The 25,145-nt window shown below is 47.3% G+C and carries 32 protein-coding genes and 1 pseudogene; 7 read left to right on the top strand and 26 right to left on the bottom strand.

Going from position 1 to position 25,145, the window contains the following annotated elements; all coding sequences use genetic code 11:
- Positions 1-8 precede the first annotated feature (8 nt).
- The 11 genes from fliE to AC3WT9_RS01195 all read right to left on the bottom strand — a co-directional run bounded on the left by fliE (position 9) and on the right by AC3WT9_RS01195 (position 11,523).
- A complete protein-coding gene (fliE, locus tag AC3WT9_RS01245; RefSeq protein ID WP_341378948.1) occupies positions 9-317 on the bottom strand; it encodes a flagellar hook-basal body complex protein FliE in 309 nt (102 codons plus the stop codon).
- A 30-nt stretch (positions 318-347) separates the two neighbouring features.
- A complete protein-coding gene (flgC, locus tag AC3WT9_RS01240) occupies positions 348-794 on the bottom strand; it encodes a flagellar basal body rod protein FlgC (protein WP_341093999.1) in 447 nt (148 codons plus the stop codon).
- A gap of 6 nt (positions 795-800) precedes the next feature.
- Positions 801-1,208 carry a flagellar basal body rod protein FlgB gene (flgB, locus tag AC3WT9_RS01235; RefSeq protein WP_076110108.1) on the bottom strand — a complete coding sequence of 136 codons (408 nt, stop codon included), beginning with the start codon at positions 1,206-1,208 and terminating at the stop codon, positions 801-803.
- Positions 1,209-1,588: 380 nt separating this feature from the next.
- On the bottom strand, positions 1,589-2,989 hold the full coding sequence (hslU, locus tag AC3WT9_RS01230) for an ATP-dependent protease ATPase subunit HslU (RefSeq protein ID WP_341094000.1): 1,401 nt from the start codon (positions 2,987-2,989) through the stop codon (positions 1,589-1,591).
- A gap of 33 nt (positions 2,990-3,022) precedes the next feature.
- A complete protein-coding gene (hslV, locus tag AC3WT9_RS01225) occupies positions 3,023-3,565 on the bottom strand; it encodes an ATP-dependent protease subunit HslV (protein ID WP_341094001.1) in 543 nt (180 codons plus the stop codon).
- 66 nt (positions 3,566-3,631) lie between these two features.
- Entirely contained in the window at positions 3,632-4,990 is a 1,359-nt protein-coding gene (gene trmFO / locus AC3WT9_RS01220; RefSeq protein WP_341094002.1) for an FADH(2)-oxidizing methylenetetrahydrofolate--tRNA-(uracil(54)-C(5))-methyltransferase TrmFO, read from the bottom strand.
- A 24-nt stretch (positions 4,991-5,014) separates the two neighbouring features.
- Complete coding sequence (gene topA, locus AC3WT9_RS01215; protein WP_341094003.1) at positions 5,015-7,111, bottom strand: type I DNA topoisomerase; 2,097 nt, start codon at positions 7,109-7,111, stop codon at positions 5,015-5,017.
- 99 nt (positions 7,112-7,210) lie between these two features.
- Entirely contained in the window at positions 7,211-8,329 is a 1,119-nt protein-coding gene (gene dprA, locus AC3WT9_RS01210) for a DNA-processing protein DprA (protein ID WP_341094004.1), read from the bottom strand.
- A gap of 227 nt (positions 8,330-8,556) precedes the next feature.
- Positions 8,557-9,486, bottom strand: a complete 930-nt coding sequence (gene sucD / locus AC3WT9_RS01205; RefSeq protein ID WP_038593560.1) for a succinate--CoA ligase subunit alpha — start codon at positions 9,484-9,486, stop codon at positions 8,557-8,559.
- 66 nt (positions 9,487-9,552) lie between these two features.
- Positions 9,553-10,710: an ADP-forming succinate--CoA ligase subunit beta gene (gene sucC, locus AC3WT9_RS01200; protein ID WP_492407242.1), complete on the bottom strand. Its 1,158-nt coding sequence runs from the start codon at positions 10,708-10,710 to the stop codon at positions 9,553-9,555.
- Between the two features lie 348 nt (positions 10,711-11,058).
- Positions 11,059-11,523 (bottom strand): MarR family winged helix-turn-helix transcriptional regulator, encoded by a 465-nt coding sequence (locus tag AC3WT9_RS01195; protein WP_038593568.1) that lies wholly within the window; start codon positions 11,521-11,523, stop codon positions 11,059-11,061.
- Between the two features lie 147 nt (positions 11,524-11,670).
- Here AC3WT9_RS01195 and AC3WT9_RS01190 point away from each other — a divergent pair, with 147 nt between their 5' ends.
- A complete protein-coding gene (locus tag AC3WT9_RS01190) occupies positions 11,671-12,099 on the top strand; it encodes an organic hydroperoxide resistance protein (RefSeq protein WP_341378950.1) in 429 nt (142 codons plus the stop codon).
- A gap of 122 nt (positions 12,100-12,221) precedes the next feature.
- On the opposite strand, the gene AC3WT9_RS01185 is transcribed toward AC3WT9_RS01190, so the two are convergent.
- Entirely contained in the window at positions 12,222-12,593 is a 372-nt protein-coding gene (locus tag AC3WT9_RS01185; protein ID WP_341097706.1) for a magnesium chelatase subunit ChlI family protein, read from the bottom strand.
- A pseudogene (locus AC3WT9_RS01180) lies at positions 12,582-12,698 on the bottom strand (ATP-binding protein); the annotation flags it as partial. The pseudogene AC3WT9_RS01180 and the gene AC3WT9_RS01185, both read right to left, overlap by 12 nt.
- A 62-nt stretch (positions 12,699-12,760) precedes the next feature.
- Here AC3WT9_RS01180 and AC3WT9_RS01175 point away from each other — a divergent pair.
- Positions 12,761-13,174, top strand: coding sequence for a helix-turn-helix domain-containing protein (locus tag AC3WT9_RS01175; RefSeq protein WP_492407241.1), 414 nt, complete (start codon positions 12,761-12,763; stop codon positions 13,172-13,174).
- A 126-nt stretch (positions 13,175-13,300) separates the two neighbouring features.
- On the opposite strand, the gene AC3WT9_RS01170 is transcribed toward AC3WT9_RS01175, so the two are convergent.
- The 3 genes from AC3WT9_RS01170 to AC3WT9_RS01160 form a co-directional block, all read right to left on the bottom strand.
- Positions 13,301-13,774, bottom strand: a complete 474-nt coding sequence (locus AC3WT9_RS01170; protein WP_492407240.1) for a YhjD family protein — start codon at positions 13,772-13,774, stop codon at positions 13,301-13,303.
- 13 nt (positions 13,775-13,787) lie between these two features.
- On the bottom strand, positions 13,788-13,994 hold the full coding sequence (locus AC3WT9_RS01165; RefSeq protein WP_492407239.1) for a hypothetical protein: 207 nt from the start codon (positions 13,992-13,994) through the stop codon (positions 13,788-13,790).
- Positions 13,995-14,079: 85 nt separating this feature from the next.
- Positions 14,080-14,277 (bottom strand): hypothetical protein, encoded by a 198-nt coding sequence (locus AC3WT9_RS01160; protein WP_492407238.1) that lies wholly within the window; start codon positions 14,275-14,277, stop codon positions 14,080-14,082.
- A gap of 143 nt (positions 14,278-14,420) precedes the next feature.
- Between AC3WT9_RS01160 and AC3WT9_RS01155 the strand changes: the two genes are divergently transcribed.
- Positions 14,421-15,194, top strand: coding sequence for a DUF5677 domain-containing protein (locus tag AC3WT9_RS01155; RefSeq protein ID WP_492407237.1), 774 nt, complete (start codon positions 14,421-14,423; stop codon positions 15,192-15,194).
- Positions 15,195-15,283: 89 nt separating this feature from the next.
- Here AC3WT9_RS01155 and AC3WT9_RS01150 read toward each other — a convergent pair whose 3' ends face one another.
- Positions 15,284-15,499, bottom strand: a complete 216-nt coding sequence (locus AC3WT9_RS01150; RefSeq protein ID WP_492407236.1) for a helix-turn-helix domain-containing protein — start codon at positions 15,497-15,499, stop codon at positions 15,284-15,286.
- Between the two features lie 377 nt (positions 15,500-15,876).
- On the opposite strand from AC3WT9_RS01150, the gene AC3WT9_RS01145 reads away from it, so the two are divergent.
- The 4 genes from AC3WT9_RS01145 to AC3WT9_RS01130 all read left to right on the top strand — a co-directional run bounded on the left by AC3WT9_RS01145 (position 15,877) and on the right by AC3WT9_RS01130 (position 17,421).
- Positions 15,877-16,173, top strand: a complete 297-nt coding sequence (locus tag AC3WT9_RS01145) for a hypothetical protein (RefSeq protein WP_492407235.1) — start codon at positions 15,877-15,879, stop codon at positions 16,171-16,173.
- 47 nt (positions 16,174-16,220) lie between these two features.
- Entirely contained in the window at positions 16,221-16,469 is a 249-nt protein-coding gene (locus tag AC3WT9_RS01140) for a hypothetical protein (RefSeq protein ID WP_492407234.1), read from the top strand.
- A 67-nt stretch (positions 16,470-16,536) separates the two neighbouring features.
- Entirely contained in the window at positions 16,537-16,704 is a 168-nt protein-coding gene (locus tag AC3WT9_RS01135) for a hypothetical protein (RefSeq protein ID WP_492407232.1), read from the top strand.
- Positions 16,705-16,971: 267 nt separating this feature from the next.
- Positions 16,972-17,421, top strand: a complete 450-nt coding sequence (locus AC3WT9_RS01130) for a hypothetical protein (protein WP_492407231.1) — start codon at positions 16,972-16,974, stop codon at positions 17,419-17,421.
- Between the two features lie 94 nt (positions 17,422-17,515).
- On the opposite strand, the gene AC3WT9_RS01125 is transcribed toward AC3WT9_RS01130, so the two are convergent.
- The 9 genes from AC3WT9_RS01125 to AC3WT9_RS01085 form a co-directional block, all read right to left on the bottom strand.
- Complete coding sequence (locus AC3WT9_RS01125) at positions 17,516-17,677, bottom strand: hypothetical protein (protein WP_492407230.1); 162 nt, start codon at positions 17,675-17,677, stop codon at positions 17,516-17,518.
- A 142-nt stretch (positions 17,678-17,819) separates the two neighbouring features.
- On the bottom strand, positions 17,820-18,236 hold the full coding sequence (locus AC3WT9_RS01120; protein ID WP_492407229.1) for a hypothetical protein: 417 nt from the start codon (positions 18,234-18,236) through the stop codon (positions 17,820-17,822).
- A gap of 186 nt (positions 18,237-18,422) precedes the next feature.
- Positions 18,423-18,638, bottom strand: coding sequence for a phage holin (locus tag AC3WT9_RS01115; protein ID WP_492407228.1), 216 nt, complete (start codon positions 18,636-18,638; stop codon positions 18,423-18,425).
- Entirely contained in the window at positions 18,638-19,345 is a 708-nt protein-coding gene (locus AC3WT9_RS01110) for a M15 family metallopeptidase (RefSeq protein WP_492407227.1), read from the bottom strand. Before AC3WT9_RS01110 ends, AC3WT9_RS01115 begins: the two co-directional genes overlap by 1 nt.
- Complete coding sequence (locus tag AC3WT9_RS01105) at positions 19,345-19,611, bottom strand: phage holin family protein (protein ID WP_492407226.1); 267 nt, start codon at positions 19,609-19,611, stop codon at positions 19,345-19,347. The genes AC3WT9_RS01110 and AC3WT9_RS01105 overlap by 1 nt, the downstream gene beginning before the upstream one ends.
- Before the next feature lie 14 nt (positions 19,612-19,625).
- The gene (locus tag AC3WT9_RS01100) at positions 19,626-19,904 is read right to left on the bottom strand and encodes a hypothetical protein (RefSeq protein WP_492407225.1); all 279 of its coding nucleotides are present in this window, start codon (positions 19,902-19,904) and stop codon (positions 19,626-19,628) included.
- A gap of 99 nt (positions 19,905-20,003) precedes the next feature.
- On the bottom strand, positions 20,004-20,345 hold the full coding sequence (locus AC3WT9_RS01095; protein ID WP_492407224.1) for a hypothetical protein: 342 nt from the start codon (positions 20,343-20,345) through the stop codon (positions 20,004-20,006).
- Between the two features lie 38 nt (positions 20,346-20,383).
- Entirely contained in the window at positions 20,384-21,190 is an 807-nt protein-coding gene (locus AC3WT9_RS01090; RefSeq protein ID WP_492407223.1) for a hypothetical protein, read from the bottom strand.
- A 14-nt stretch (positions 21,191-21,204) separates the two neighbouring features.
- A complete protein-coding gene (locus tag AC3WT9_RS01085) occupies positions 21,205-25,137 on the bottom strand; it encodes a hypothetical protein (protein WP_492407222.1) in 3,933 nt (1,310 codons plus the stop codon).
- Between the last annotated feature and the right edge of the window lie 8 nt (positions 25,138-25,145).

The raw sequence follows: 25,145 nt of genomic DNA, 5'->3' as shown, positions 1-25,145 counted from the left end.
AGGATTATTTAGATTTGAGTTCTCATAATTTCCTGATAGGCTTCGATCACTTTGTTCCGGACTTGTGTAGTCAGCTGCAAACTCAGCAATGCCTGCTGGGAAGAAATCAAAGCCTCATCAATGTTGACTTCTCCCAATACGAATTTATTATTCATTTCCTTGGAATATTGCTCTTGCTCTGCCACTTGATTAAGTGCATCCTGCAGATAAGAACCAAAGCTTTGTTTGGAACCGCTAACCGCTTCTGACTCTGTAGCTACTGGCTTCATAGCAAGCGGTTGAACAGCTTGGGTTCCGATAGTTAAATTCTGTATCAACTGTTTTCCTCCTAAGATGTCATTTCAAAATTACCGTCCAATTTCAAGCGCTTTGCTTACCATAGCCTTGGACGCGTTCAGCATCGTAACATTAGCTTCATAGGAACGGTAGGAAGACAGCATATCCACCATTTCCTTCGTGACATCTACGTTAGGCATATACACATAACCTTCGGCATTCGCATCAGGATGGCTGGGGTTATATACCGGCTTCATAGGTGAGGCATCATCAATAATCGACTGTACCTTAACCCCTTCGCTTTCACCATTCATCTTTGCATTCAATATGTTGGAAAAGCTTTTGTTCTCGGCTGTTTCCAGCACTACCAGCTTTCTCCGGTAAGGTACGGCTTTGCCGTCCACTACAGAGGCTCTGGTTGTTTCAGCGTTAGCAATATTAGAGGATATTACATCCATCCGCAACCGCTGAGCGGTTAAAGCTGAAGCGCTTATTCCAAAACTGCTACCAAAATTCACTATTTGCTACCTCCCCTCAACTGCTGTGCGCATTTTAGTAATATCACTGTTTAACAGATGTACATAAGAGTTGTACCGAAGCTGATTCTCGGCGCTTAACGCCATCTCGCGTTCCATATCCACATTATTATCATTGTTGTTCATCGAGGTGGTGTGGTCGGTAGTGACTACTGCTGACGGAACGGCTGTAGCCGATCCGAATTGGAAATGGCGGGAATCCGATATCTTCGCGTTAAGCGTTGACTTCAGCCCACTTTCCTGTTGCCTAAGCAAACTTTCAAAAGAAACGTCGGAGCGTTTGAAATTCGGTGTGTCGTTATTTGCCACATTGTTGGCCAAAACACTTTGTCGTTTATTGGCGGCATCAATGCCTGCCTGTAGTCTTTGAAAACTGACATTGTTTAGCAAACCCATGCAAATCCCCCCCTTCCAAAGCTATCATAATGAAAAGAATTCCACAACTTCTTCCGAAATCCTGCTACTTTCGACAAATAAAGCTAAATTTTTAACTTTTAATCCTAGCGCGCAGGTCGAAAGCTGTCGATGAAGATTTAAAATGTCAATCTCATATACATTGATTCTCTTAGAAATTGTATATTATTACAATAAGAAATAAGCCCTATCTTTTCTGAAAAGAGAGGGCTTAAAGCATGGTTTTTCAATTTTTTACCTTTTTCGTTCCAATATCTAACTTTATTTAGCATTTAGTGACATAAAAAGGTTGATTTTCACCGACTTTTGTCATGTCACTACTTCCATATACCTAATTTGAAGTAATTTCGAAGGCTGTCGGATTAGAGGATATACTGGCTTAAATCGCGGTCCTGTGCGATTTCCGACAGTTTTTCACGAACATATTCCGGAGTGATTACCATTGTTTCGAGAGTTAATTCAGGAGCTTCAAAAGATAGGTCTTCCAGCAGTTTCTCGAGAATGGTATGCAAACGACGCGCACCTATATTTTCCATGTTCTGGTTCACAGAGGCTGCAATTTTTGCGATTTCCTGGATCGCTTCCGGTTGGAACTGAATTTCAATATTTTCCGTCTTGAGCAAATTAACATATTGTTTGGTCAGCGCATTCTCCGGTTCAGTCAATATGGAGACGAAATCCTCCAGGGTAAGACTGCTCAGCTCCACACGGATCGGGAAACGCCCCTGAAGCTCAGGGATAAGGTCGGAAGGCTTCGCAATATGAAAAGCTCCCGCTGCCATAAACAGAACATAATCCGTCTTCACAGGTCCGTATTTAGTCATCACCGTAGATCCTTCGACGATAGGCAATATATCACGTTGCACCCCTTCACGGGAAACATCGGGTCCAGAACCTTTGCCCTGGCTGGCAACCTTATCAATTTCATCGATAAAAATAATGCCGGACTGCTCGGCACGGGACACGGATTCCTGAATGACGTCGTCCATGTCAATCAGCTTCGCTGCTTCATCCTGAATCAGCACTTTGCGTGCTTCCTTGATCGGCAGCTTGCGTTTTTTGGTCCGCTTGGGCAGTAGACTGCCGAACATTTCCTGCATGTTCATTCCCATCTGGTCATTGCCTTGCCCGGCAAACATGTCCAGCATCGTAGGAGCGGTATCCTCCACGTCGATTTCTATGATGTCATCTTCCAGCTGCCCTGCCAGCAGTTTGAATTTGACACCACGCCGGCGTTCGCTGAGTGAACCATCCTCGGGCTCTTCCTTTGTGTCTTCGGAGCTTGCGTTATTGCCGCCGAAAATCATTTCGAAGGGATTCCGCTGTGACTTGTTCTTGGAAGTAGAGGGTACAAGAATTGAGACAATCCGCTCATTTGCCAGCTCTTCAGCCCGGTCTTTCACCTTTTCTGTCCGCTCAAGCTTAACCATACGGATGGAGGTCTCCACCAAATCACGGACCATGGATTCCACATCGCGCCCCACATAACCAACCTCGGTAAACTTGGTAGCCTCTACTTTGATGAACGGGGCATTTACAAGCTTGGCGAGCCGGCGGGCGATCTCAGTCTTCCCTACCCCAGTAGGACCGATCATCAGAATGTTTTTTGGAACAACTTCATCCCGCAGCTCTTCAGCAAGCAAACTACGGCGGTAACGGTTACGCAGTGCAACTGCCACCGATTTTTTTGCCTGCTTCTGGCCAACGATATATTTATCGAGCTCTGCTACGATTTGACGCGGTGTAAGCGATTGATTACCCATTATGACTTCCTCCCTCTTTCTGCGGCGCCGTGCCTATAATTGTTCAACAATAATATTGGAATTCGTATATACACAAATCTCGGAAGCGATTTGCAGTGCTTCCCTGGCAATTTCGGCAGCTTCTAAATTTGGAGCATGGCGCTTCAACGCACGTCCTGACGCCAGTGCAAAGTTGCCTCCGGAGCCAATAGCCAACACATCATCATCCGGTTCAATGATTTCACCGTTACCGGAGATCAGCAGCATTCCCTCTTTATCCATCACAATCATTAAGGCTTCCAGCTTGCGCAGAATTCGGTCCTGGCGCCAATCCTTGGCCAGCTCCACAGCTGCCCGCTGCAGATTGCCGTGATGCTCCTCCAGCTTGCCTTCAAACTTCTCGAATAAAGTAATCGCATCGGCCACGGAACCCGCAAAGCCAGCGATTACTTGTCCTCTGTACAGGCGGCGGACTTTTTTAGCCGTCGTCTTCATGATGACACTTTCTCCAAAAGTAACCTGACCATCGCCGGCTATTGCCGAATGGCCATTATGTCTAACCGCACAAATTGTAGTCGCATGAAAGCTGGGTAACATGATTTTGCAACCTCCTAAAAGTTTTGTGAGATGCCATTGCAAAAGAACGGCTTAACACACCCTAGTTTATGACGGGTTTGGTTCAGTGATCTCCGGTTCTGTGTAGGGAAGTCCTGTACGTGCAGCGAAATCGGCAATACTGTCCAGTGCACGCTGAGCCAGAAATTCATTTTTTTCCTTCTTACTGCGGATTTTCTTCTCAAGCTTAGGAAGCAGGCCAAAGTTGGCATTCATTGGCTGGAAATGCTCTGGATCTGCAGAAGTAATGTAAGCAGGCATGCTGCCCAGTACACTGTCCTCCGGAAAGATCAGGCCTTCCTCGCCAAGCGCAGCTCTGGCCGCGTTGATTCCGGCGATCATTCCGGAAGCAGCCGATTCCACATAACCTTCGACACCCGTCATCTGTCCGGCAAAAAACAATCTTTCTTTGCCTTTCATCTGATATGTGGGATGCAGCAGTTTTGGAGAATTAATAAAAGTATTGCGGTGCATTACGCCATAACGAACATATTCTGCATTCTCAAGACCCGGGATCAGTGAGAAAACACGTTTCTGCTCCCCCCATTTAAGATGGGTCTGGAATCCAACCAGGTTGTACAGTGTACCGGCAGCATTATCCTGACGCAGCTGCACTACTGCATAAGGCAATTTCCCAGTGTGGGGATTCATGAGCCCTACCGGCTTCATTGGACCGAACAATGCCGTTTGCTTGCCACGCTTCATCATGATTTCAATCGGCATACAGCCTTCAAAGTAAATCTCTTTCTCAAAATCTTTAAGTGCTGCGGTCTCGGCCGAGATCAGCGCATCATAAAAAACATCAAATTCCTCTTCCGTCATCGGACAGTTTAGATAGGCTGCTTCCCCTTTGTCATAACGGGAGGCCAAATACACCTTGCTCATGTCGATGGTGTCTTTCTCCACAATCGGCGCTGCAGCGTCATAGAAGTAGAAATATTCTTCACCGAGCAGCGCTTTAATCTCAGCAGACAAAGCCGGAGAAGTCAGCGGACCGGTCGCGATGACAACAATCCCTTCCTCCGGTATATGCGTAAGTTCTTCATTTATGACTTCCACCAAAGGATGATTGTGCAGCGTCGAAGTAATCTCACCCGAAAATCCGTCCCGGTCTACGGCGAGCGCGCCGCCGGCAGGAACGGCATGCCGGTCTGCGGCACCCAGGACAAGTGAATTCAAGCGCCGCATTTCTTCCTTTAATACACCGACGGCATTACCAAGACCATTTGCACGCAGGGAGTTGCTGCATACCAGTTCAGCGAACTGATCCGTGTGATGCGCAGGCGTCTTTACAACAGGTCTCATTTCATATAGTCTGACCGGCACTCCGCTCGAAGCGATCTGCCATGCGGCCTCACTGCCGGCAAGACCGGCGCCTATTACTGTTACTTTAGCTGTTTCTGTCAATTTCCTTTCCTCCTGTAGCGACTATTATTCTGCTAATTCTTCGTTGTCCAACACGGCCTCTGTATGATCGCACGAGGTGCATTGCAGCTTGGTCCCTTGCTTGTTGCGCTTCTCAACCATCCAGGAGTTGCATACAGGGCATGGCTTAATGGAAGGTCTATCCCAGGAAACAAAATCACAGCCTGGATACTGATCGCAGCCGTAGAAGACGCGTCCCTTTTTACTGCGCCGCTCAACAACCTTGCCTTCATGACATTTCGGACAGTTTACTCCGATATCCTTCACGATCGGCTTGGTATTGCGGCAATCCGGAAATCCTGAGCATGCCAGAAATTTCCCGAAACGCCCCAGCTTGTAAACCATCGCTTTACCGCATTTCTCGCAGAGCTCGTCAGAGACCTCATCTTCAATCTCGATCTCTTTCATTTCTTCTTCCGCGAAGATTAGCCGCTTCTCGAAAGACTCGTAAAACTGGGCCAGTACCTTCACCCAATCCTCTGCGCCTTCTTCTACATGGTCAAGATCCCCCTCCATGTGTGCTGTAAATTCCACATCAAGAATTTCGGGGAAAAATTCCTCCATCTGCTCTATAATCAGCTCACCAAGCTCAGTAGGCATAAATTTCTTCTCTTCGATAGCCACATAACCACGCTTCTGGATCGTTTCCAGCGTTGGTGCATAGGTACTTGGACGCCCAATACCCAGCTCTTCCAGCGTCTTTACAAGACGTGCTTCTGTATAACGCGGTGGAGGCTGCGTGAAATGCTGTTTGGGCTCAATGTCCTGTTTAATCAGATCATCTCCGGCTTTGAGCGGAGGCAGAAACTTCTCTTCATCTGTTGTTCCATCATCATTACCTTCTACATAAACCTTCATAAAGCCCGGGAATGAAACCTTCGAGCCTACGGCTCTGAAGATTGCATCGCCTGCGGCGATATCCACGGAGAGCGTATCCAAGAGCGCCGAAGCCATTTGACTGGATACAAAACGCTCCCAGATCAGCTTATACAAGCGGAATTGATCGCGGCTCATATATTCTTTGACGGTTTCCGGCTCGCGAAATGCTGATGTAGGGCGGATCGCTTCATGCGCGTCCTGCGAACCTGCGGCTTTTTTGGAATACTGGCGAGGCGACTCCGGTATAAACTTCTCACCGTATTTTGTCCCAATCAGTTCCTTGGCTTCATCCTGTGCCGTTGTGGACAGCCGGGTGGAGTCAGTACGCATGTAGGTAATTAAACCGACGGTGCCTTCTTTGCCCAGCTCCACACCTTCATAGAGCTGCTGTGCCACAGACATAGTCTTGGCTGCACGAAAACCCAGTTTACGCGCAGCTTCCTGCTGCAGCGAACTTGTCGTAAACGGTGCAGAAGGGTGGCGCTGCCTCTCCTTCTCTTTCACTTCATTTACTTTGAAAGCGGCATTCTTGATAGCTTCCAGAACTTCCTGAACATCGCTTTCCTGGCCCAGCTCTTTTTTCACTCCGTTCAGCTTATGAAACTTCGCTTCAAAACTGGAGTCACGAATGCCGAGCTTTGCGGTGATGCTCCAATATTCAGTAGGGACGAAAGCGGAAATTTCATTCTCCCGGTCCATAATGATCTTGACTGCAACCGATTGAACCCGTCCGGCGGACAGGCCTTTTTTGACTTTCTTCCATAATAGCGGGCTAATCTTGTAACCGACAAGGCGGTCAAGAATCCGCCGGGCCTGCTGTGCATTCACAAGATCCATGTTGATTTTGCGGGGTGTCTTAAAAGCATCCTTGACTGCTTGTTTGGTGATTTCATTAAAAACAACACGGCACTCCTCGGTATTATCCAAATCCAGCGCATGCGCCAGATGCCAGGCAATGGCTTCACCTTCACGATCCGGGTCAGCCGCCAGATAGACTTTTTTCACTTTTTTGCTGGCGTCTTTGAGTTCCTTCAATATGGAACCCTTACCGCGGATCGTGATATATTTGGGACTGAAATCATTCTCTACTTCTACGCCAATCTGGCTCTTTGGCAAATCTCTGATATGTCCCATTGAGGCCTTTACGATATATTTACTGCCTAAATATTTGCCGATGGTCTTCGCTTTTGCAGGCGATTCGACGATAACTAATGCATCCGCCATAGGTTGTTCCTCCTAAAAGTTTTGTAAGCATAAGCTTCCTAGAACTGCTTCGGGCATATCTGAATCCGAAAGCATACGCTTAACACAATCTCTTCTATATTAAATTACCTTATAAATTGCACCCGGTAATTGTGTTACCGCTTTTTTTATGATTAAAGATAACAGAACTGAATGCAAATGTCCAAAATCCCATTTCGTTCTACCCAACAGCTCATCCAACGTAAATGGGCCTTGATGCAGTATATGGTATAGGTGAGACTCCTCACTTGTCAATTTCTTTTCTGCCTGCTTGTCTCCGTTTTCCGGGTTAAAGAGCTCTTTCTCTCTCTGTTCCACCGGCTTTACAGGCAGATAGGATATGTATTCCTCCACGATGTCGTGAGCGCCGGTCACTAATTTTGCCCCTTGTTTGATCAGGTCGTTCGCACCCCTGCTTTTGGGTGAAGTCACTGGACCCGGTACGGCAAAAACATCTCTACCAGCCTCAAGGGCTGCATCGGCAGTAATTAGTGAGCCACTGCGGCTGTCCGCCTCTACAACCACCGTCCCAAGGGCAAGGCCGGCAATAATCCGGTTGCGCTGTGGAAACAAGCCTGGGTGGCTTTTAGTGCCTATTGGATATTCGCTAATTACAAGTCCGTCCTGAGCGATTTGATGTTCCAGTTCCCGGTTTTCTAAGGGATAGACCTTATCCAGTCCTGTCGCGACCACCGCAATCGTACTCCCGCATCCACGCAGGGCCGCTTCATGGCATACACTGTCGATCCCCCGGGCCAGTCCGCTGACCACAGTAAGACCTGCCCCGCTCAGCTGCTCTGACAGCGTCTCCCCTACCTTACGGCCATAAGCCGTAGGCACACGGGTACCAACCATGGCAATCGCCGGGCGGGAGGCCAGGGGCAGGCTGCCTCGATAGTAGAGCACCCACGGCGGCTGCGGCGTCTCTTTCAGAAGCCCGGGATACTCCTCGTCGAGCAGAGTTACCATTTCTACTCCGCTTTCTTTCATTAGAATGTGACGACGGTGTATCCACTCGGAAGTATATACAGCTTCGAGACGCTGCGACATTTTCCCGCTGATTCCCACACGTTCCCAATCACCGGCACCACAGGTAAAAGCCACATCCGTTAACATACCCGCTCGACAAATTTTGTCGATACTCTTCCAGCCGATGCCTTCCACTTCATTTAATCCAAACAACAAATATCGCGAATCCATACGTACATCTCCCTCGTGAGGAAGGTCAGCCTTCCCTATTTTGTGATACCTGTGTCAGAAATGCAAGTTACAGTTCCTTAAACGTCTATACGGCAGCAGACTTGAACGCAAAAAAAGCAACCTTTTATCCCCATGAACAGGAACAAAAGGTTGCTTACCTTTGAACATATTATACACGATGCCCTGCTAAAGAACATACGTATGCTGATAAATATAATAGTAGAAACTTAGCTTCCAGTAAAGGCGCTCAGAATGCCGCGCTCTTCCAGCACACTTACAAGCGTAGAGCCCATTTCTGCCGGAGTAGGGGCCACCTTAATACCGCAGGATTCCAGCACGGCAATTTTTTCGCTGGCCGTCCCCTTGCCTCCGGAAATAATCGCACCTGCATGGCCCATTCGTTTGCCGGGAGGTGCGGTAACCCCGCCGATAAAACCAACTACCGGTTTGGTCATATTTTCCTTGATCCATACAGCAGCTTCTTCCTCTGCCGTACCGCCGATTTCTCCGATCATAATGACCGCCTTGGTTCCCGGATCCTCATTAAACAGCTTGAGAATATCAATAAACTCCGAGCCCTTAACCGGGTCTCCGCCAATCCCTACTGCCGAAGACTGGCCAATGCCGCGCTCAGTAAGCTGATGCACCGCCTCATAGGTCAAAGTTCCACTGCGTGAGACAACCCCTACGTACCCAGGAGTATGGATGTAGCCCGGCATAATGCCGATTTTACACTCTCCCGGTGTAATCACACCCGGACAGTTCGGACCAATCAGAACCGTAGAACGACCTTCCATGTAACGCGATACTTTCACCATATCCAGTACCGGGATGCCTTCAGTAATGCAAATGACCAGTTCCAGTCCTGCATCCACTGCTTCCATAATGGAATCGGCAGCAAACGCCGGTGGCACATAGATTACACTCGCAGTTGCCCCGGTCGCTGCCTTGGCTGCTATCACCGTATCAAATACCGGAAGGCTGACCTCACTGCCGTTCTCCAGCGTGATATTCACCGTCGTGCCGCCTTTGCCCGGTGTAACCCCGCCCACCATTTGCGTGCCGTAATCCAGCGCTCCCTTGGTATGGAACAAGCCCGTCGAACCTGTTATGCCCTGCGTGATGACTTTCGTATTTTTATCTACAAGAATGCTCATGTTTTAGGTCACATCCCTACTTAGTTTGTCGAATACGAGCACTGGTGCCCAAAGGCCCAGCTGCGATTACACAAGAGCAACAATCTTTCGGGCACCGTCCGCCATGGAGTCGGCAGCAACGATATTTAGTCCGGAACCGGCAAGAATCTGCTTGCCCAGTGCCACATTGGTTCCCTCAAGACGCACGACGAGCGGTTTGGTCAGACCAAGCTGCCGGGCCGCTTCCACCACACCCGTGGCGATAACATCGCAGCGCATAATTCCACCGAATATATTGACGAAGATCCCATTCACTTTATCATCGGACAAAATGATTTTAAAAGCTTCGGTAACCTTCTCGGTCGTCGCACCGCCCCCTACATCCAGGAAATTGGCCGGTTCGCCGCCGTAATATTTAATGATATCCATTGTAGCCATCGCAAGTCCCGCGCCGTTGACCATACAGCCGATGTTGCCGTCAAGGGCAATATAGCTGAGATCGTATTTCGAGGCTTCAATTTCCTTCTCGTCCTCTTCATCAAGGTCCCGCAGCTCCAGAATATCCTTATGCCGAAACAATGCGTTAGAGTCAAAATTAAGTTTGGCATCCAGAGCCATTACATTCCCGTCAGCTGTAACGACCAGCGGATTAATCTCCGCAATAGAGCAATCCTTATCCACAAAAGCCAAATATAGCGCTTGCATGAACTTGACAGCCTTATTCACCAGTTCTGTCGGAATAGCAATGCTGTACGCCAGTTTGCGGGCCTGGAAAGTCTGCAAGCCTACTGCAGGATCAATGATTTCCTTGAATATCTTTTCCGGATGAGTGGCCACTACCTCCTCAATTTCCGTGCCGCCTTCTTCAGAAGCCATCATGACCACCCGGCCGGAGCCACGGTCCACCACGATTCCAATGTAATATTCTTTCACAATCTGGCAGCCTTCTTCAATCAGCAGCCGCTTTACAACCTTGCCTTCAGGACCGGTTTGATGGGTCACCAGTGTCTTGCCAAGAATCTCTCCGGCATAAGACCGGACTTCTTCAAGCGACTTCGCTACCTTCACACCGCCGGCTTTTCCGCGTCCGCCTGCATGAATCTGCGCTTTTACCACCACTACCGGTGTACCCAGCGATACTGCAGCTTCTACTGCTTCCTCCACTGTATAAGCTACTTTTCCGTTCGGTACGGCTACGCCGTACTTCTTAAGTACTTCTTTTCCCTGATACTCGTGGATATTCATACCGGAAGCCTCCTAAAGTGTTGCGGTGGCTTAAACAGGCAGCCTGCAGCCATTCCGCTTTCCGTTTTGATTGTCCAAAGCCGGGTCCAGACCGGTTTATTGCTACATATTCCGGCACAAGCAGAAAACCTAACCGCATCTAATAGAAACGGCGTGGCTTCTGCCAGTGACACAAGCTTTGAAATACAGATTTTCATCTATATTTAGCTATATGTCAGAAAAGGAAACCCAGAATATTGTAACATGTTTTAAAAGCGCTTTCCTCAAAAACTTTCACTATTTGCACACACATTTTCGCTTGATTTCATGCCGGAATGCGAACGATTATATTGACACAGCTTTCAAGAGCTATTTAGAGGCATTAATGTTAGCTTCGTGTACACGAGCCAGAAGGTCTTTAAACTGGCCCAGCAGAGCAACAAATTCATCTGCCGAGAGCATCGTTCCTTCCGCCATTTTCCCCGGGATGCATGCCGCTTCACCCTGCAGCGCCCAGCCCTTTTCTGTCAGGGAAATCAGAACCTTCCGCTCATCCTGCAAGGAACGCTCACGCAGAATTAAGCCTGCTGCCTGCAGCCGTTTCAATAGCGGCGTTAAGGTACCGGAGTCCAAAAAGAGGGCTTCGCCCAGTTCTTTAACCGTACACTGCTGTCTTTCCCAAAGCACAATCATTACTAGATACTGGGAGTACGTTAAACCGATCTTGTCCAGGTGAGGCTGATACAGCTTCGTAAATTCGCGCGAGCAAGCATAGATGGTAAAACAAAGTTGATTATCAAGCATTAGCTCAGGAGTTGTCGTTGTCTTTTGCATTTCTTCTTCACCTGCCTTTATGACATTATTTTATCACAATTCATCCGTAATATCATGTTAATAGCGAAAAATAGATTGACTATTATTTTAATTGTGTTAAATTAAGTTGTGTACAATACATTATCGGATGAACGGGAGCGGATAATAATGATGACTATTCAACAAAAAATGTATGAAACTACAGTTAAAGCAGTAGGCGGAAGAAACGGAACTATTGAGTCGGAGAACCCTAAGCTGGCGCTTACGATCAGCACTCCCCGCGAAATGGGCGGCGCCGGCGGAGAAGGCACAAATCCTGAGCAGCTGTTCGCTGCCGGATATTCTGCTTGTTTTGACAGCGCGCTGAACATGGTGGCCCGGATGGGCAAAGTGAAGATTGAAGGCAGCGAAGTTACCGCTACTATAAGCTTCGGCAAAGTTGAAGACGGAGGTTTCGGCATCGCTGTGAAGCTTGATGTTCTTGTTAAAGGCGTTGACCATGAAACTGCAGCCCAGCTTGCAGAAGCCGCCCACGGCGCCTGCCCTTACTCCCGCGCTACCCGCGGCAACATTGAAGTGGAAATAAACGTACTGTAAAGAATCTGCGTCCTTCCAATCATTCTCAGAATGAGAACATTACAAGCCGTCCATTGGCTATGGGCGGCTTGTATGCCGTTAATATATCTCATTATTCGTAATAGTCTATATACTATAAATCGCTAGTCCTCTGTCATGATCTGCCTGTCGAGATTGCGGTACTGCACTGCCTCCGCCAGATGTGCAGAGACAATGTCTACAGATCCCTCCAGATCGGCAATCGTCCGGGCCAGCTTAATAATCCGGTCATGGGCCCGCATGCTTAAGCCGAGACTTTCCAGAATGGTGTGCAGCATCAATGTGCCTTCCCTGCCCAAGCTGGCATAACGGCGCAGTGCCGCACCGGATAGTTCGCTGTTCCAGGATATCGGCAGAGTCTTATATCTCTCTGTCTGAATAGCCTGGGCTTTCAGAACCTCTGCGCGCATCTCTGCCGAGGATAATGAAGGCCCCTCACCACCCCAATCCTTCGGACGGGGAACATCCACCTGCATATCAATCCGGTCCAGCAGCGGTCCGGAAATCTTAGAGCGGTATTGTGCAATCCTCGCAGGACTGCAGGTGCATCTCTGCTGCAGCTCTCCGCTTCCCAAATACCCGCAATGGCATCCGTGAAGAAAATACCTCTGGAATTTCTATATTGCAACGGAAACCAATGCAATTGACACAAATAGATAACGTGATACCAACTAAAGCCGGCAGTAGAATACGACAAGGTAGAATTAACAAAGATTTACTAATTGCCGAAGTGGCCAAAGAGATAGGAATATCCCCCACAGCTCACTCTTATATAGAAAGAAATATTCACGCTCCTTCCCTCCTTACCTTAAAAAAGCTATCTGCTCTTCTGGATCTCCCTGTCTCATTCCTGGGTTGTTTTGAAAACTTACCTGAAAGAACTTTGGGTGAACGGATCAGAAAGGCTCGTGTTTATAACGGCATGACAGTTAAGGGGCTCGCGATTTATTTTTGCGTAGATGCGAAAACTATAACAAACTGGGAAAATGATCGACATAAACCGTCTTGCATTAAAATGAAGGAAATAAATCAATACCTTTCGATATTACAAGGTTAATGCCTTGATATATCAATAGTCAGATTAATTATCTTTCATCTATGTCAATGTGGTACACAAATGTTATCAACACGCTGTGAATAAAAAGAGAGAGACCCCGCCAGTAAAATCACTGACGGGGCTTTGTTATTTAAGGTGATCTTTTAATGAGTCTCCGAGCTCTGCGGTATATTTGGTCAGCTGCAGACTGATTTCAGTACGCATTACATCGCGGGTAAGCCCGAAGCGCTCCTGGTAGCCACGGCAAAAGACTTTGTAATAAGAAATAAAATCGTCTTGCTCATCAGCAATAAACCGGACGTTCCGCTGCTTCAACTCTTTTTGCAGTCGATAGGTATCCTGCATAATCCTGCGCTGGATCGCTTCTCCGGCCAGCAGATACGCACGCTTCAGGATGCCGCTGGAGTGTTCGATCTCCTTCAGGCTCTTACTAACCATAGTATCTATGTAAGGGAGCAGTATGAGGTCCCGCACCATTGTCCGCTCATCGACGGTTATCATTTTTCTGACCTCATCAACTTGTTTTTGATCATGTTGATCTACATGTTCAGTCATTAACATTTTGGTTTTCCACCGCTCGTTACCGTCTAATTTGCTCACGATATGTACCCCCTCAATGATACAACCAGTAATCTATGTTAGGTCCACGCCGGGCGCTCTGTGAGCCTCCCTGCAGCTCTCTATCATACGGCACGTTACGTTCCCAGCCCTCAATTATTACAGCCGTCTCAATAGGTGCAGACGACTCCCATAGTATATATTGCTCCGCTGCCAGCGCTTTGAATCCCTTGATTATCTCCGCAGGCCGCCGCCCGCTCAATCGTCGCAGCTCCTTAATGTTGGGCATCCGTCTAAAATGATACCGGAACTGAAATATGATCCGAAGCAGCTTACGCGGGGTATCATCAAGCATAACGTTTTTCCGCGACAGGCTGCCAGGCGAGGATGTTCGCTGCCAAAAACACGCGCGGCGCGCCAGTGGTCAGGCAAGTAGCTCTTACACGTCCATCACGGACTCCCTTAACCTCAATCTTCCTCTGTGTAATCTTTCCGGCTTTGTCCAGGTATATGATTTCGATGGTTTGGCCGATGCTCATCTTCATGATTGATCGCCTCCGATAAAATAGGAACATTTGTTTGTATTATATACAACAAATGAGATTTTAATCAATGGAATTTAGAGGTATATGACTTGGAACCCAGAATAAGAACATTGAGTTAATCTTATTTAAAAGGAGTTATACAAATGGACACTGAAAAAAATGATGAATTGCTCACGATTGAGGAAGGTGAACTGCTCGCTGAAAAAGATCTTGAGGAAGAAATAGGACCTTATTTTATAGGTATTAATAAAACAATTAATGCTATATCTAATGCAGTTGGATTGATCCCTGAGATGGCTTTGAAAGATGTATCAATTTCATTGAAAGTCGTCAACTCATTATTAATGAAATCTATAAACGATCTACGTACAATGTTGATTTTAGCCAAAAAGGGTTATTCTGTTCAATGTGCTACTGTGGCATCATCTTTGTATGAATCAACATTTATGTTGGCCTATATTGGCAATAACGACGAGTTAGCTCACAAGTGGAATACACATGCCAACCCTAAAAACTCACCATTTGGTTCAGTTAAAACTGTAACTACCGAAGCTTTAAGAAAACAGTTTCCGATTGATTTTAAAGACATTGCGGATAAAGAGTATGAAAAATATACTCTTTTATGTATGGCCAAACATGGTAATCCCTTAAATCAAAAAAGCCATGTGTACAAATATGAAAATCATACAATCGTCGCAGACTCCGGTCCTGAAACTAGTGAGCATTCAAAGCGGTTAACATGTTATGCGATTTCAATGTCAATAGGTTTTGCTGGCTATGCAATAGTCTCCTATGTAAATGAACATGTTGTTGCAAACACTACACCTGAATGTATTGCGGAGTTCGAAGAACTTAAAAACTACAATCTTTCTTTAATTGATCAATATGAAACTAAATGGAATGAACAAACAATTTGAGTTTCTAATTAATTCACTACTGGAACTAATCCGCCATGCTGCGCAGACCGGTATTTACTGAATTTATAGTAAAAAAGAGCCGCCCAGGTTTAATCCTGTGGCGGCTCTTCTACGTGTTCTAATATCTCTCCTACACTAACATCAAGAAACGTACACAGCTTGTCCAGCGTGTCCAAGTCAACACGTTTGGAAGTATCGTGGTATAGCCCCGACACTGTATTTATAGCTAATCCCGTACCACGGACCACATCCCGAACTTTCAGCCGTTTCCGCCCCAATATCTCACTCAAGTTATTTTTGATCATGTATAATCCTCCTTAAAGTGAATATACACTAAATAACTTAAAGTATCAACAAGTTAATATTTTATGTTGACTTATGTATTAGGAAATGTTATATTTATATCAGGAAGTTAATACAAATCACTTCCGGAAAGGAGAAAGGTACATGAAAGATTGGGTAAGCTTAGTACACTCCTTCGTGAACTTGGTAACAGCGCTAATCCTACTAAAAAAAGCGACGAAGGAAACAAAAAAGAAAGGAACCAAAAAACGCCGCCGGCCAGGCAAACGTAAATAGGTTCCCGGAGGGTAGGGGTTAGGGCCCCTGCTCTCCACCCAATCTTAACATAAAGGATTTACCGATACAATTCGCCGGCGGGCATACGCGGGAGGGATAAGGGATGGACAAGAAAATAGCTCAGAAAATGATTGATTCATCATTATCACTAAAATCATCGTTTCCAGACGACAAGATCGAAAAGTTGATAGAAACCTACGAGGATACAATAGACGATCTACAAGAAAAAATAGATCGGCTGGAAAGCATGGACGCGTTGGGAGACATGCTGCAGGAACGTCTTGACACTTACAACCTTCGTATGGAGTCTTTGGAAAATTTGAAAGAGCAACTTGAAGCAATACAGGATGCATTTTCTAATTTTGAGGATGCCGTTATAGATTTGCAAACCACAATTTAACCGCTTAACGACTGCCGCAGAATCCGCAACTAAAGGAGGGAAAAGGTATGGAGATCGGCTACACGCGCCCCGATAAAACCCCGCAGCATTGGCGCAGGAATTACTGTTTGAAACCTAGGGCTAAAAAGCAGCTCGAGCAAATCGCGTCAGAACGCGAGAGGCTTCATCGGGAATTGGAGTCTCTGCCGGAGGATGTTTCGGATGAAGTGTATGATTTAGCGTGGCAGGAGATTAAGGCAAAATTGGACGCGTTAATTGAGCGCGAGGACGAGATTCGCCGCAAGAATCCTGCCTGATGATGGTTACAGCGGATAAGTTGAATAACACGGGGCTACGGCCCCTCTAAAGGAGGAAATGAACCATATGGATTTCACACTTTCCGAAGAGTTGGTGATTGAAAGAGCTCTCCTTGTTGCCATCCAACGGTTTGAAACAGATTTAGTAATATTTGAGGGCAAACCCATAGCGGAAAACAGCAGAACGGACTTGGTAGCCGCGCGGTCAGCACTGAAAAAGATCAAGGAGGGATAAAATATGTTGAGTGTAATCACTTGGGTTGTCATTGCTACTGGCCTGGTTGTCTCAATCGCCGCATTGATTAAAGCTCGCCGGCGTTGAAATACAGGAACACCCCCCCCCCCGCCTACCAGTAAGGTTGACGGGGGGGTTCGCCGATGCTTTCGGACTACTTGCCTAACATACACTCTTAAGGCAATCATACAATTATATAGATTGATCCTCATTGTCCAAGAGCATCCCCCATTTCTTTCATATAACATAATGGAGGAGGTGATACTTATGACAATTCAATTTGTAGATCTAAGAATTTCGAACTCGGCGAGTTCGGATGCAACACCAGTAATAATCCCTTTGGCAGCTACACCTTTTGTTTTTGGAGATATCGGCATTCAAACTGCAGGTATCCCAGTAGTGAACCAAAATAACGTGCGTGTCCTTTTAGCTGGATACGCAAAAACTGAAAACAATCCTCTCTTTAACACCAACACCATTAACGTCCGAAGAAATGGCATTATTATTTTCACAACAACATTTGGAGTTGCCATCAGTAGAGAAAATGAGGCTTTTGGTTTTACAGCAGTTGATAACCCGCCAGCGGTAGATGTAGCCGCAGGCCAAATTCGATATACTGCTGAAATCTTCACTAACGCAGCTGCCACAGATGTATTTAATAACATCCAAGCGAGAAACTTTAGCGGAGTAGCTGGAGCAGGTAATTTTACCGGATAAATGTTATAAGCCCGTCAACCATTAATGGTCGGCGGGTTATCTAATGTATGCTCTAAATTCAAATCGTTCCCGGACAAAATATCCACCGGCAATCTTAATTGTCTCTGGGGGAATACCCCTCCACCAACCCGCCATAATCCATTAGGTGACTGATTGGGTCTGGATCTTCCCGGTACCACACTGACACTTTGGATTGCGCAAGGGCAGCAGTCAGGAAGTCTGTATCGCTCTCCAGAACCTTGTATGTAGTGCTCAAAAAATCCCCCCTATGTCAAAATACCCCGCCAATGATGGCAGAGTGCGGTACTTTCGTTGCCTTTATATTACTGGATGCCTGTTTAATATGTAAACGACAAAAAACCCACCAGCCGGAGCCAGTGGGCAAAAATTTGTTCCTACTACAGTCCAATTGCTGTTGCAGAAAATGCTATTGGCCCCTTAACAAAAACTCCAGTCTCTGAAGTACTAACAGCAAGCTGGTAATTTTGCACTCCAAGGATAGCACCATCCACTGCCATGACATTAACAATCGCAGTTGTTGAAAGTGATGTTACATTAAATTCAATTTCTACTAAGCCGTTGTATACTTCAGCCCCATTTCTGAAAATGATTATGTTGACGTTAGGATGATTGCTAGCATTATCGGTGAAGAACCCGATACTCCCTTTAAGTTCTACTCTCGCATTGTAGGACGCTGGATTAGCAGGATCAATATAAACAGCTGCGGTTGCAATTTCTCTTCCTCCTGTTAGCAGTATTCCCGGTGCTGTATTTGCGCTGATATAAGTTGAACCGTAATCAATAATTGATGCCATCTCTCAACAACTCCTTTTCATAGTTATGAAGTATCATATGCAAAGGAATTGTTGAGCGTATAGATATTTTGTCCGGTAAATCAACACATTCTAAATAAATCCAGACTAGTCTATTTGTTTAAATCTAAGTTTTGAAAAAGGCCTGTCTTTTTTAACCAGTGGGCAAAATCCCAAACGCTTCGGAATTTACTTTTTAACCGTATAACCCTTGCCCGCCTCGGGATTGCTCACAATACCCAGCACAACCAGAATGCCCAGTACTGCATTCACTGCCGCTGTAACCTCGTCATACTTCTCCGGGGCCAACTGCACCCCGAATATCACCCCAACCGTTTGCACGCCCAGCAGCACGGCTGCCGTCAAAGATACCCACAATCCATAATTACGCCATTTGCTTTTCATTATTTATCCCCCTTGCTTGTGATTGTCATAGTCTTTGTCTTGGCGTCATAGTCCACTGTAGCCCCTAAAGCCTCTGCTACGGCCCGAGCTGGCGTATAGGTAACTCCTTCATCTGCTACACCGTCAGCCACCTTCTTACCGTTTACGATTACTGACACGATTACATCTTTCTTCACTTCTGAAGCCTCCCCCTTACATTTATTAATCTTGGCATATGCCGCTTTTACCTGTGCTGCCGTTGGCTCCTTGCCTGCACGTAACTGAGAGGTTGTAAGACCGAAGGTCATCTGCAGATGAGGATAGTCTTTAAAGGAAGTCCAATCGCCGCCCCAATCAAACCCCAGTTGTTTAGCTACCTCAGCCACTTCCTGCCAATCTGCGACCTTATCACCGTCTCCATCGCGTTTCAGGTCCCAGGATACCTGTTTCCCATCCGGCAGCAGTAGGGCAAAGTCGATAGCAAGTCCAAAGTTGTGGTAACTGGTACCGCCCTTGGCGTTCGTGACGATTTTCCCCGGCTTTGTACGCCCCTGAGCATAAAGCGCGTTCTGTTCTTCAATGGTCCGCAGCCCTTGGGTAATGACTATATTGACCCCTCGGGCGTAACATCTTTCAATGAGGGCCACCGTAGCCGCTGCAAGGACAGGATGCAGGCCGATTAGGCGTTTATGTGATTTAAGCTTTACCTTTTCAAACGTGAGCGCCATTACTCGTCACCGCTCTTTTGGGCCTGCTTGACCAATTGGTTTCCGTATACAGCCACAGCGCCGCATAAGATACCCTGCAAAAAGCTCTCAGCGGTAAAACCCTGCGTGAGCGATACAAGGATAATGGCCACAACCGTAACACCGTAAATAATCGTCCAGTCCGGCACCTTTGGCGTCTGCTTCAAAATATAGCCGACAACCCAACATACAGCGACAATAGCCAACAGCTCCGGCTTAATAAAATTTGCTACTGCATTCCATTCCATTAATCCCCTCTCCCTTATTCCTCGATTTTGTCTATCCGCTTGTGAGCCTGCTTGGTTGACTCTTCAACCCGCGTCACTCGCTCTGTCAGCGCATCAAATCTCCTTACTTGGTCCTTTAACTCAAACCGGACATCATCAACGCCATGTTTGATGTACTCAACGTCTGTGCGCAAGGCTGCTCCACTCCCGGCCTCTTGAGCCACATCCTTTTTAAACGCTGATGTCCTAGTCACCCACCCAAGCACAACTCCACTTACTGCTGCGACTATTGCTGTGATTGTTGTTATCTCCACTCCCGTTCCCCCGCTCTCTCCCTCAACGTAAAAACCCCCGGAGCAGCTCCGAGGGCAAAATAAAAGACATACCCAATTCAGGCATGCCTCAAAAATTATTCATAATCTTTTCTTTTGAACCGGCTTTCCTTCACTTATATCCTTTTTTGATCTATTAATATAACTAATAAGGTTATTGTAAAAAGACCCACCCATAAGCTGCTTCTTCCGCTCTAATTGCTCCGACTCTTTTAAGAAGGTGTATAGATCGTTTAATTTATCTTCAAAGTTAATTTCTTTGTTGCTCTGTAAGGAAAGAATGTGGTCATAAACTCTCTGGGCTGGTTCTCGGTCCCCATGACCTTTGCTGTAGCCGATAGTGTAACTGGGCAACAAAGGTGATTTCGCCCACCTTTTGCATAAATAAAATGCATTACGAAATTCCGTTTCCCTGTCTATCAACCGCCTCGCCCCTTCCCATTTATCAGGTGACTCCAATTCTACGCCAACAAACCAAAAGCGTAAACCTCCCGGTAACTCTCTGCGGAATTCGTGAAGCGTACATACACTGCGTCGGCTGCTGCAGGCATCTTTACGATTCCATCGACAACCACTGTCAGGCTTGAAGCTGCTGCCCCGACTTCGACCGTGATTCCCTCCTGGGCTTCCAGGTACAGCCGGATTGTGTTAGTAGACTTACCCAACGGCAGCTTAACCGTCCGACATTTTCCGCCCGGATGAATGGCCATTACGCCGTCGCCCATGTTTGCCGCATGCTCTGCCAAATCGTCAGAAAAATGATCCAGGCTAAAATCTTCGTCGTAGTACAGCAGCTGCTGGGGCTTGTACGCTTTTTCCAGGCTGGCCCGCTTGGCGGTACTTAGTTCGTCGAAGGTGAACAGGCTCGGCTGCTCCGCGAAACTCACCTGGTACAGCTCCACATTCGGTACCATAACCGGCTCCAGGTATTCCCATGCCGTAGCGACCTTGGCCGTTTTGCTTACCGGTGTCCGGCTGCCGTCCTCATTGATAAGGTTATATTCCTGAGTCTGTTCCTCCCAGGCTGTAGCAATCCTGGAAGTAGTGACTTCGTTCTCTGACTCCGTGCCGTCTTCCTCTGGGATCGGCTCGCCATAGTACAGCAGCTGGCCGTCTTCATTTTTCTTCTGCTTCTCTCCGTTGATCCGGGATACTTGTTTATTTGCTGTAATTGGATACGGAAGGGCCAGGCTATATTCCGCAGGACCAGCCGGGCGATTAAGCCCGGTAACAGTGTGATCTTGCCGATTAAAAGTGACGTTATCCATAGGTTCAATCCTCCTTAAAGTTTAATTAATGGGCGACCAGGTAAGCGAAAATATACATATGTCGCACCGCCGCCCAGCCCAGGTAATGCTTTTCGACTTCTGCGGTTCAACTGCAGCCGAATAAGCAGCTCACCATTATATGTCACTAATGATTGTGTGCAAAACAAGAATTCAGCTATTTGTTTGCACCATTCCGGCAGATCATCGGTGTACCATGCCGTAGATAATTTGGCGACGTTAGGGGAGTCTGCGTAAGTATAGCGCACCACGCTAGCGACGTAGTTATCTACATAATTACTAGTCTGCATAAGACTCTGCGGGTCCACTTTGTAATTAAGATCATCCCCTGGACCCATTAAACGGGCAATAGCATTACTGTAGCTGTTTAAATCACCGTAGGCCTTATTCGTTCCTGCTACTGAAACGATGCCCTGCATGCTTAGTAATACATCTGTGGTGTCAGATAAGGGGGCTGTGATTGTAGCCATATCTTGCATCGGCAGGTAATCCCCCAATACGAAAATTCCGTTATCTTCGTCATTACCTGGGAACAGGCTTTCGACTTCTCGGGTCGTTCTGCGGACATAGAGGATACTGCCCAGGCCAGCGTCACGCCGCGCATTTTCTGGAACCAGGGCATCGTATCCCATTTTTGCATTGAAATCTAAAGTGATATTAATGTTATCCACGTACAGGGTGGATGGTGTTACACCGTCCGAAGCGTCGGCACATACAAGTACGTGCAGCAAGCCGCCGGTGGTTATAAATTGATTTATATTAGACGATGCAGCAGCGTTCCAGATTCCCGCGACCGTTCCCGTAGTGTTGGTTATGACGCCGGTCCAGCCAGGTGTGGCAATGGAAGCATTCCAAACATAGATGGACACTTTACTCCCTGCAGGGCTGGTTCCGTTGCCCACGGCCCACCAGACTAATCTGCCAACATTAGCCACAATCCAAGCGACCTTTTCTGTCGTAGTATACGCGCCTGGAATTGCCCCAAATTTATCCTCTATCAGCCGGATAATATCAAAAGTAAAGAAGTTTTGTGCGATCCCACCGTTAACCGTTGTGGTCGTGGTCCGTAACGAACTGTCTTGAACTTTGATAGCATCATAATCCGCTTGTGAAAATTCTGTACCCGTAGCCGATGGAGAAGCATGCGCGGTAGCTATAGAGCTATAGGCCTTATGCGGATTAATACTGGTGTTGCCTGTAATTTTATCAGCAAAATCGTCCTTTACAGCAGTTGACCCTACAATCAGTTTTTTACCGTTTGCTTCACCGCCCCGCGTGGTCGTGTATACCTGGTACAGCCCACCCTGTCCCGCAGGCATATTAAGGCTGTATTCGATTATGATTTCCTGGGCAGCAAGACCTGCAGGCAATGACCCAAGGGTTACTTCGGCTTCGTTTGTTCCAAGGGCGGTCCAGGTTCCCGGTACGGTCGTCGAAGTGCCGGAAATGATAGTCCGCACAACAGGACTTGAAGTGCTAGCAGTCGTTTCCACTAAATAGTATTGATTCATGTTATTTAACTCTACTGAAGTACTCAGGGATACGGTTTTGGTTTGGGCGTCTATAGCTGTAATGCTAATGGGATTGCCTACTGCATTGACAGTTCCGTCCCATATTCGAATGGTATCATTTACTGCAATTTTACTCAGATCATCTACCTGCCAGATAAGGCCAATACCCCCGCCTGTACTATTTATTTTCGTCAGTGCCGTGTCTGCGTCAATTACCCCGCTGATAATCTCCCCAGCAAGGCCCATCACTTTGATTTTATCCCCAGCTTCCCATACTGCGGTATTAACGCCGCTTCCCTTTGTGACGGTGACCCCGCGCTCCTGGGTTTGATTCTTCACCTTTGCGACCGCATAGGATTTCTGGGCAGTCGGTGCGTCGCTATTGATCCGGCGCTGATAGTTTAGCGCCGGCATAACATCGGCATAACCGGCAATAAAATCAGACGGTAGGTTAGCAAAAGCCGCGCCCCGGTTTACTTTTGAAATGGATACGTCGCAGACAAGACCGTCCCACGCATACGTTTGGTTATTACGCTCGTGCATAAACAAATAGGCGTAGTTTAGGGCCGCCCCGCCTAAGTCCGGCATAACGATGGAATTGACCAGGCTGCCGTTAACGTATAGCGTCAGCGTCCGGGTTGTTAAATCCCAGGTAAGACGTACATGAGTCCAGCGAATATCCTTTGGTACGGTCTGGGCAATGGTCGTCAGTACGACTCCGGTTAGACCTGTGGTGCTAGCCATGATTAATTCCCGTTTTGAATGCCTCCACCATAAATCAAAGTACCGGTAATTCGCCCCACTGGTTGGGTGCGCATAATGCACCGAAAACAAGCACCGGGAATCTGTATTATATCCCCCATCGGTTAGGGACCAGCTATCAAACCAGGCATCGAATGTTCCCTGGTTCGCGATATATCCAATGGGCAACGAACCGCCGTCTGTTGGTTTATTAATACGGGCAGCGCCGCCCGTAACACCAGGAACTAACCCTCCGACAAGCCTCGCGCTATCAGCTACCGTGCCGACTTCCGGAACATTAGTACCGTCGAAGGAGGCATAAAATACATGATTTGCATCCAACGGCGTTTTTCTTACCCCTACATACGTTTTCCGCATCGCCGTCTTCCTCTCAACCTGGGAAGCACCACGAAGAATTTGGTCCGTGCCGTCGATCAGTAACTGCTCGTAACTCGGGGCTATCAAGTGTGTCTTGTGCCGCAGGTCAGTTACATCTCGGGTGGCGATAATATTCGCGTATAGACCGTCCGGGCGCTCAGATTCTAAATTAAAGGTGACGTTACTAGACCCGCCAGCGCCGGTTATGATCTCGCCATCCGTATTAAACACGGTGATCGTGTTAGCGTCCACTATGGACCTCACTCGGCATCTTGGGTTAAAAACGGCGCCCTGGCCGTTTGAAATGGTAACAAGGTCTCCTACTTGAATACCAGTTGGAAAGTTACCGGTAACTGTGACCCAGTTCTGGCCCGGGGTCCAGCTTTGTAACGCTTGAAAAGCGTAGTAATTCCGCGCCCCGTTTGGATTAGTAACGCTGTATCCCCCGGTGTTTCTCCGGCTAACTTTGGCTACAGGGATCGCATATACGTAGCCGTCATAGGTTTTAAGCAGGGCTTTACTCGACTCGTTTCCATTTCCTGCAACATATAACCCAAAATCACTGGGTCCACCTTGATTAGCAAATAACCCATTCCCAGGATGGGTCCGCTGTGCAGCACCTTGAAATATTGTAGCGAATCCTCCTACCGTATCCGCCGGAAGTATAACCGGCGCAGCGTTACCGCCTTGCGGCATTATGTTCCCGTTATTAGCGGGTCGGGGATTCTCATTTAAGGTCATATAGCCGGAGGACCCCGTCGCTTCCGTAGTAAGGAACCCATCAACGGGGTACTTTGCAAAATCGACTCCCGATACAACCCGGAAACGGTACTTCCAGGCCTGCGTCGCTTGATCTCTCCAGGCTTCCAAAAAGACAAGATCGTCGCGTGTGCCTTCTATAGGCGGCTCAGGCAATGCAATCCGGGTTAGCATACCATTCCAAGGGAACCCCGGGTCGGTACTTTTAACCGGTAATATATGCCCCATTATTAGGGCCTTGGACTCGCTCAAACCGATAGCGTTAATGCTCGCAGAATACCAGGACGATTGCGCTACCTGTATTTGACCTGGTTTTAAGGTAGGTAAGGAAGTATCATAAGCCGGATGAATCCCCACATGGTCAATAAATCCACTATGCGCCGCAGCTGCGCCAAGCTCCCCAGCTGTAAGCGCCATAGCATTCGCCAGGCCTTCTTCAATGTGCAGCAGGTTCTTCGCATTCAGCGGTGTACCCTGCTGGACGATGTTGCCCTGGCTATCCTTGATATGATCTTTCCAGGCTGTTTTTGTATATGGCATCATCTGGC

This window comes from Paenibacillus sp. EB106-06-01-XG199, assembly GCF_058791575.1.
Note: the sequence above shows the minus strand (reverse complement) of the source record. Positions and strands in the feature narration are given on the sequence as shown.

Bases quoted from the DNA above. Each gene is read 5' to 3' on its own strand.
- flgB (WP_076110108.1), bottom strand. From the start codon at position 1,208: ATGGGTTTGCTAAACAATGTCAGTTTTCAAAGACTACAGGCAGGCATT.
- hslU (WP_341094000.1), bottom strand. From the start codon at position 2,989: ATGGGTAATCAATCGCTTACACCGCGTCAAATCGTAGCAGAGCTCGAT.
- hslV (WP_341094001.1), bottom strand. From the start codon at position 3,565: ATGTTACCCAGCTTTCATGCGACTACAATTTGTGCGGTTAGACATAAT.
- topA (WP_341094003.1), bottom strand. From the start codon at position 7,111: ATGGCGGATGCATTAGTTATCGTCGAATCGCCTGCAAAAGCGAAGACC.
- dprA (WP_341094004.1), bottom strand. From the start codon at position 8,329: ATGGATTCGCGATATTTGTTGTTTGGATTAAATGAAGTGGAAGGCATC.
- sucD (WP_038593560.1), bottom strand. From the start codon at position 9,486: ATGAGCATTCTTGTAGATAAAAATACGAAAGTCATCACGCAGGGCATA.
- sucC (WP_492407242.1), bottom strand. From the start codon at position 10,710: ATGAATATCCACGAGTATCAGGGAAAAGAAGTACTTAAGAAGTACGGC.
- AC3WT9_RS01195 (WP_038593568.1), bottom strand. From the start codon at position 11,523: ATGCAAAAGACAACGACAACTCCTGAGCTAATGCTTGATAATCAACTT.
- AC3WT9_RS01190 (WP_341378950.1), top strand. From the start codon at position 11,671: ATGATGACTATTCAACAAAAAATGTATGAAACTACAGTTAAAGCAGTA.
- AC3WT9_RS01185 (WP_341097706.1), bottom strand. From the start codon at position 12,593: ATGCAGGTGGATGTTCCCCGTCCGAAGGATTGGGGTGGTGAGGGGCCT.
- AC3WT9_RS01160 (WP_492407238.1), bottom strand. From the start codon at position 14,277: ATGAAGATGAGCATCGGCCAAACCATCGAAATCATATACCTGGACAAA.
- AC3WT9_RS01155 (WP_492407237.1), top strand. From the start codon at position 14,421: ATGGACACTGAAAAAAATGATGAATTGCTCACGATTGAGGAAGGTGAA.
- AC3WT9_RS01150 (WP_492407236.1), bottom strand. From the start codon at position 15,499: ATGATCAAAAATAACTTGAGTGAGATATTGGGGCGGAAACGGCTGAAA.
- AC3WT9_RS01145 (WP_492407235.1), top strand. From the start codon at position 15,877: ATGGACAAGAAAATAGCTCAGAAAATGATTGATTCATCATTATCACTA.
- AC3WT9_RS01140 (WP_492407234.1), top strand. From the start codon at position 16,221: ATGGAGATCGGCTACACGCGCCCCGATAAAACCCCGCAGCATTGGCGC.
- AC3WT9_RS01135 (WP_492407232.1), top strand. From the start codon at position 16,537: ATGGATTTCACACTTTCCGAAGAGTTGGTGATTGAAAGAGCTCTCCTT.
- AC3WT9_RS01130 (WP_492407231.1), top strand. From the start codon at position 16,972: ATGACAATTCAATTTGTAGATCTAAGAATTTCGAACTCGGCGAGTTCG.
- AC3WT9_RS01120 (WP_492407229.1), bottom strand. From the start codon at position 18,236: ATGGCATCAATTATTGATTACGGTTCAACTTATATCAGCGCAAATACA.
- AC3WT9_RS01115 (WP_492407228.1), bottom strand. From the start codon at position 18,638: ATGAAAAGCAAATGGCGTAATTATGGATTGTGGGTATCTTTGACGGCA.
- AC3WT9_RS01110 (WP_492407227.1), bottom strand. From the start codon at position 19,345: ATGGCGCTCACGTTTGAAAAGGTAAAGCTTAAATCACATAAACGCCTA.
- AC3WT9_RS01105 (WP_492407226.1), bottom strand. From the start codon at position 19,611: ATGGAATGGAATGCAGTAGCAAATTTTATTAAGCCGGAGCTGTTGGCT.
- AC3WT9_RS01090 (WP_492407223.1), bottom strand. From the start codon at position 21,190: ATGGATAACGTCACTTTTAATCGGCAAGATCACACTGTTACCGGGCTT.
- AC3WT9_RS01085 (WP_492407222.1), bottom strand. From the start codon at position 25,137: ATGCCATATACAAAAACAGCCTGGAAAGATCATATCAAGGATAGCCAG.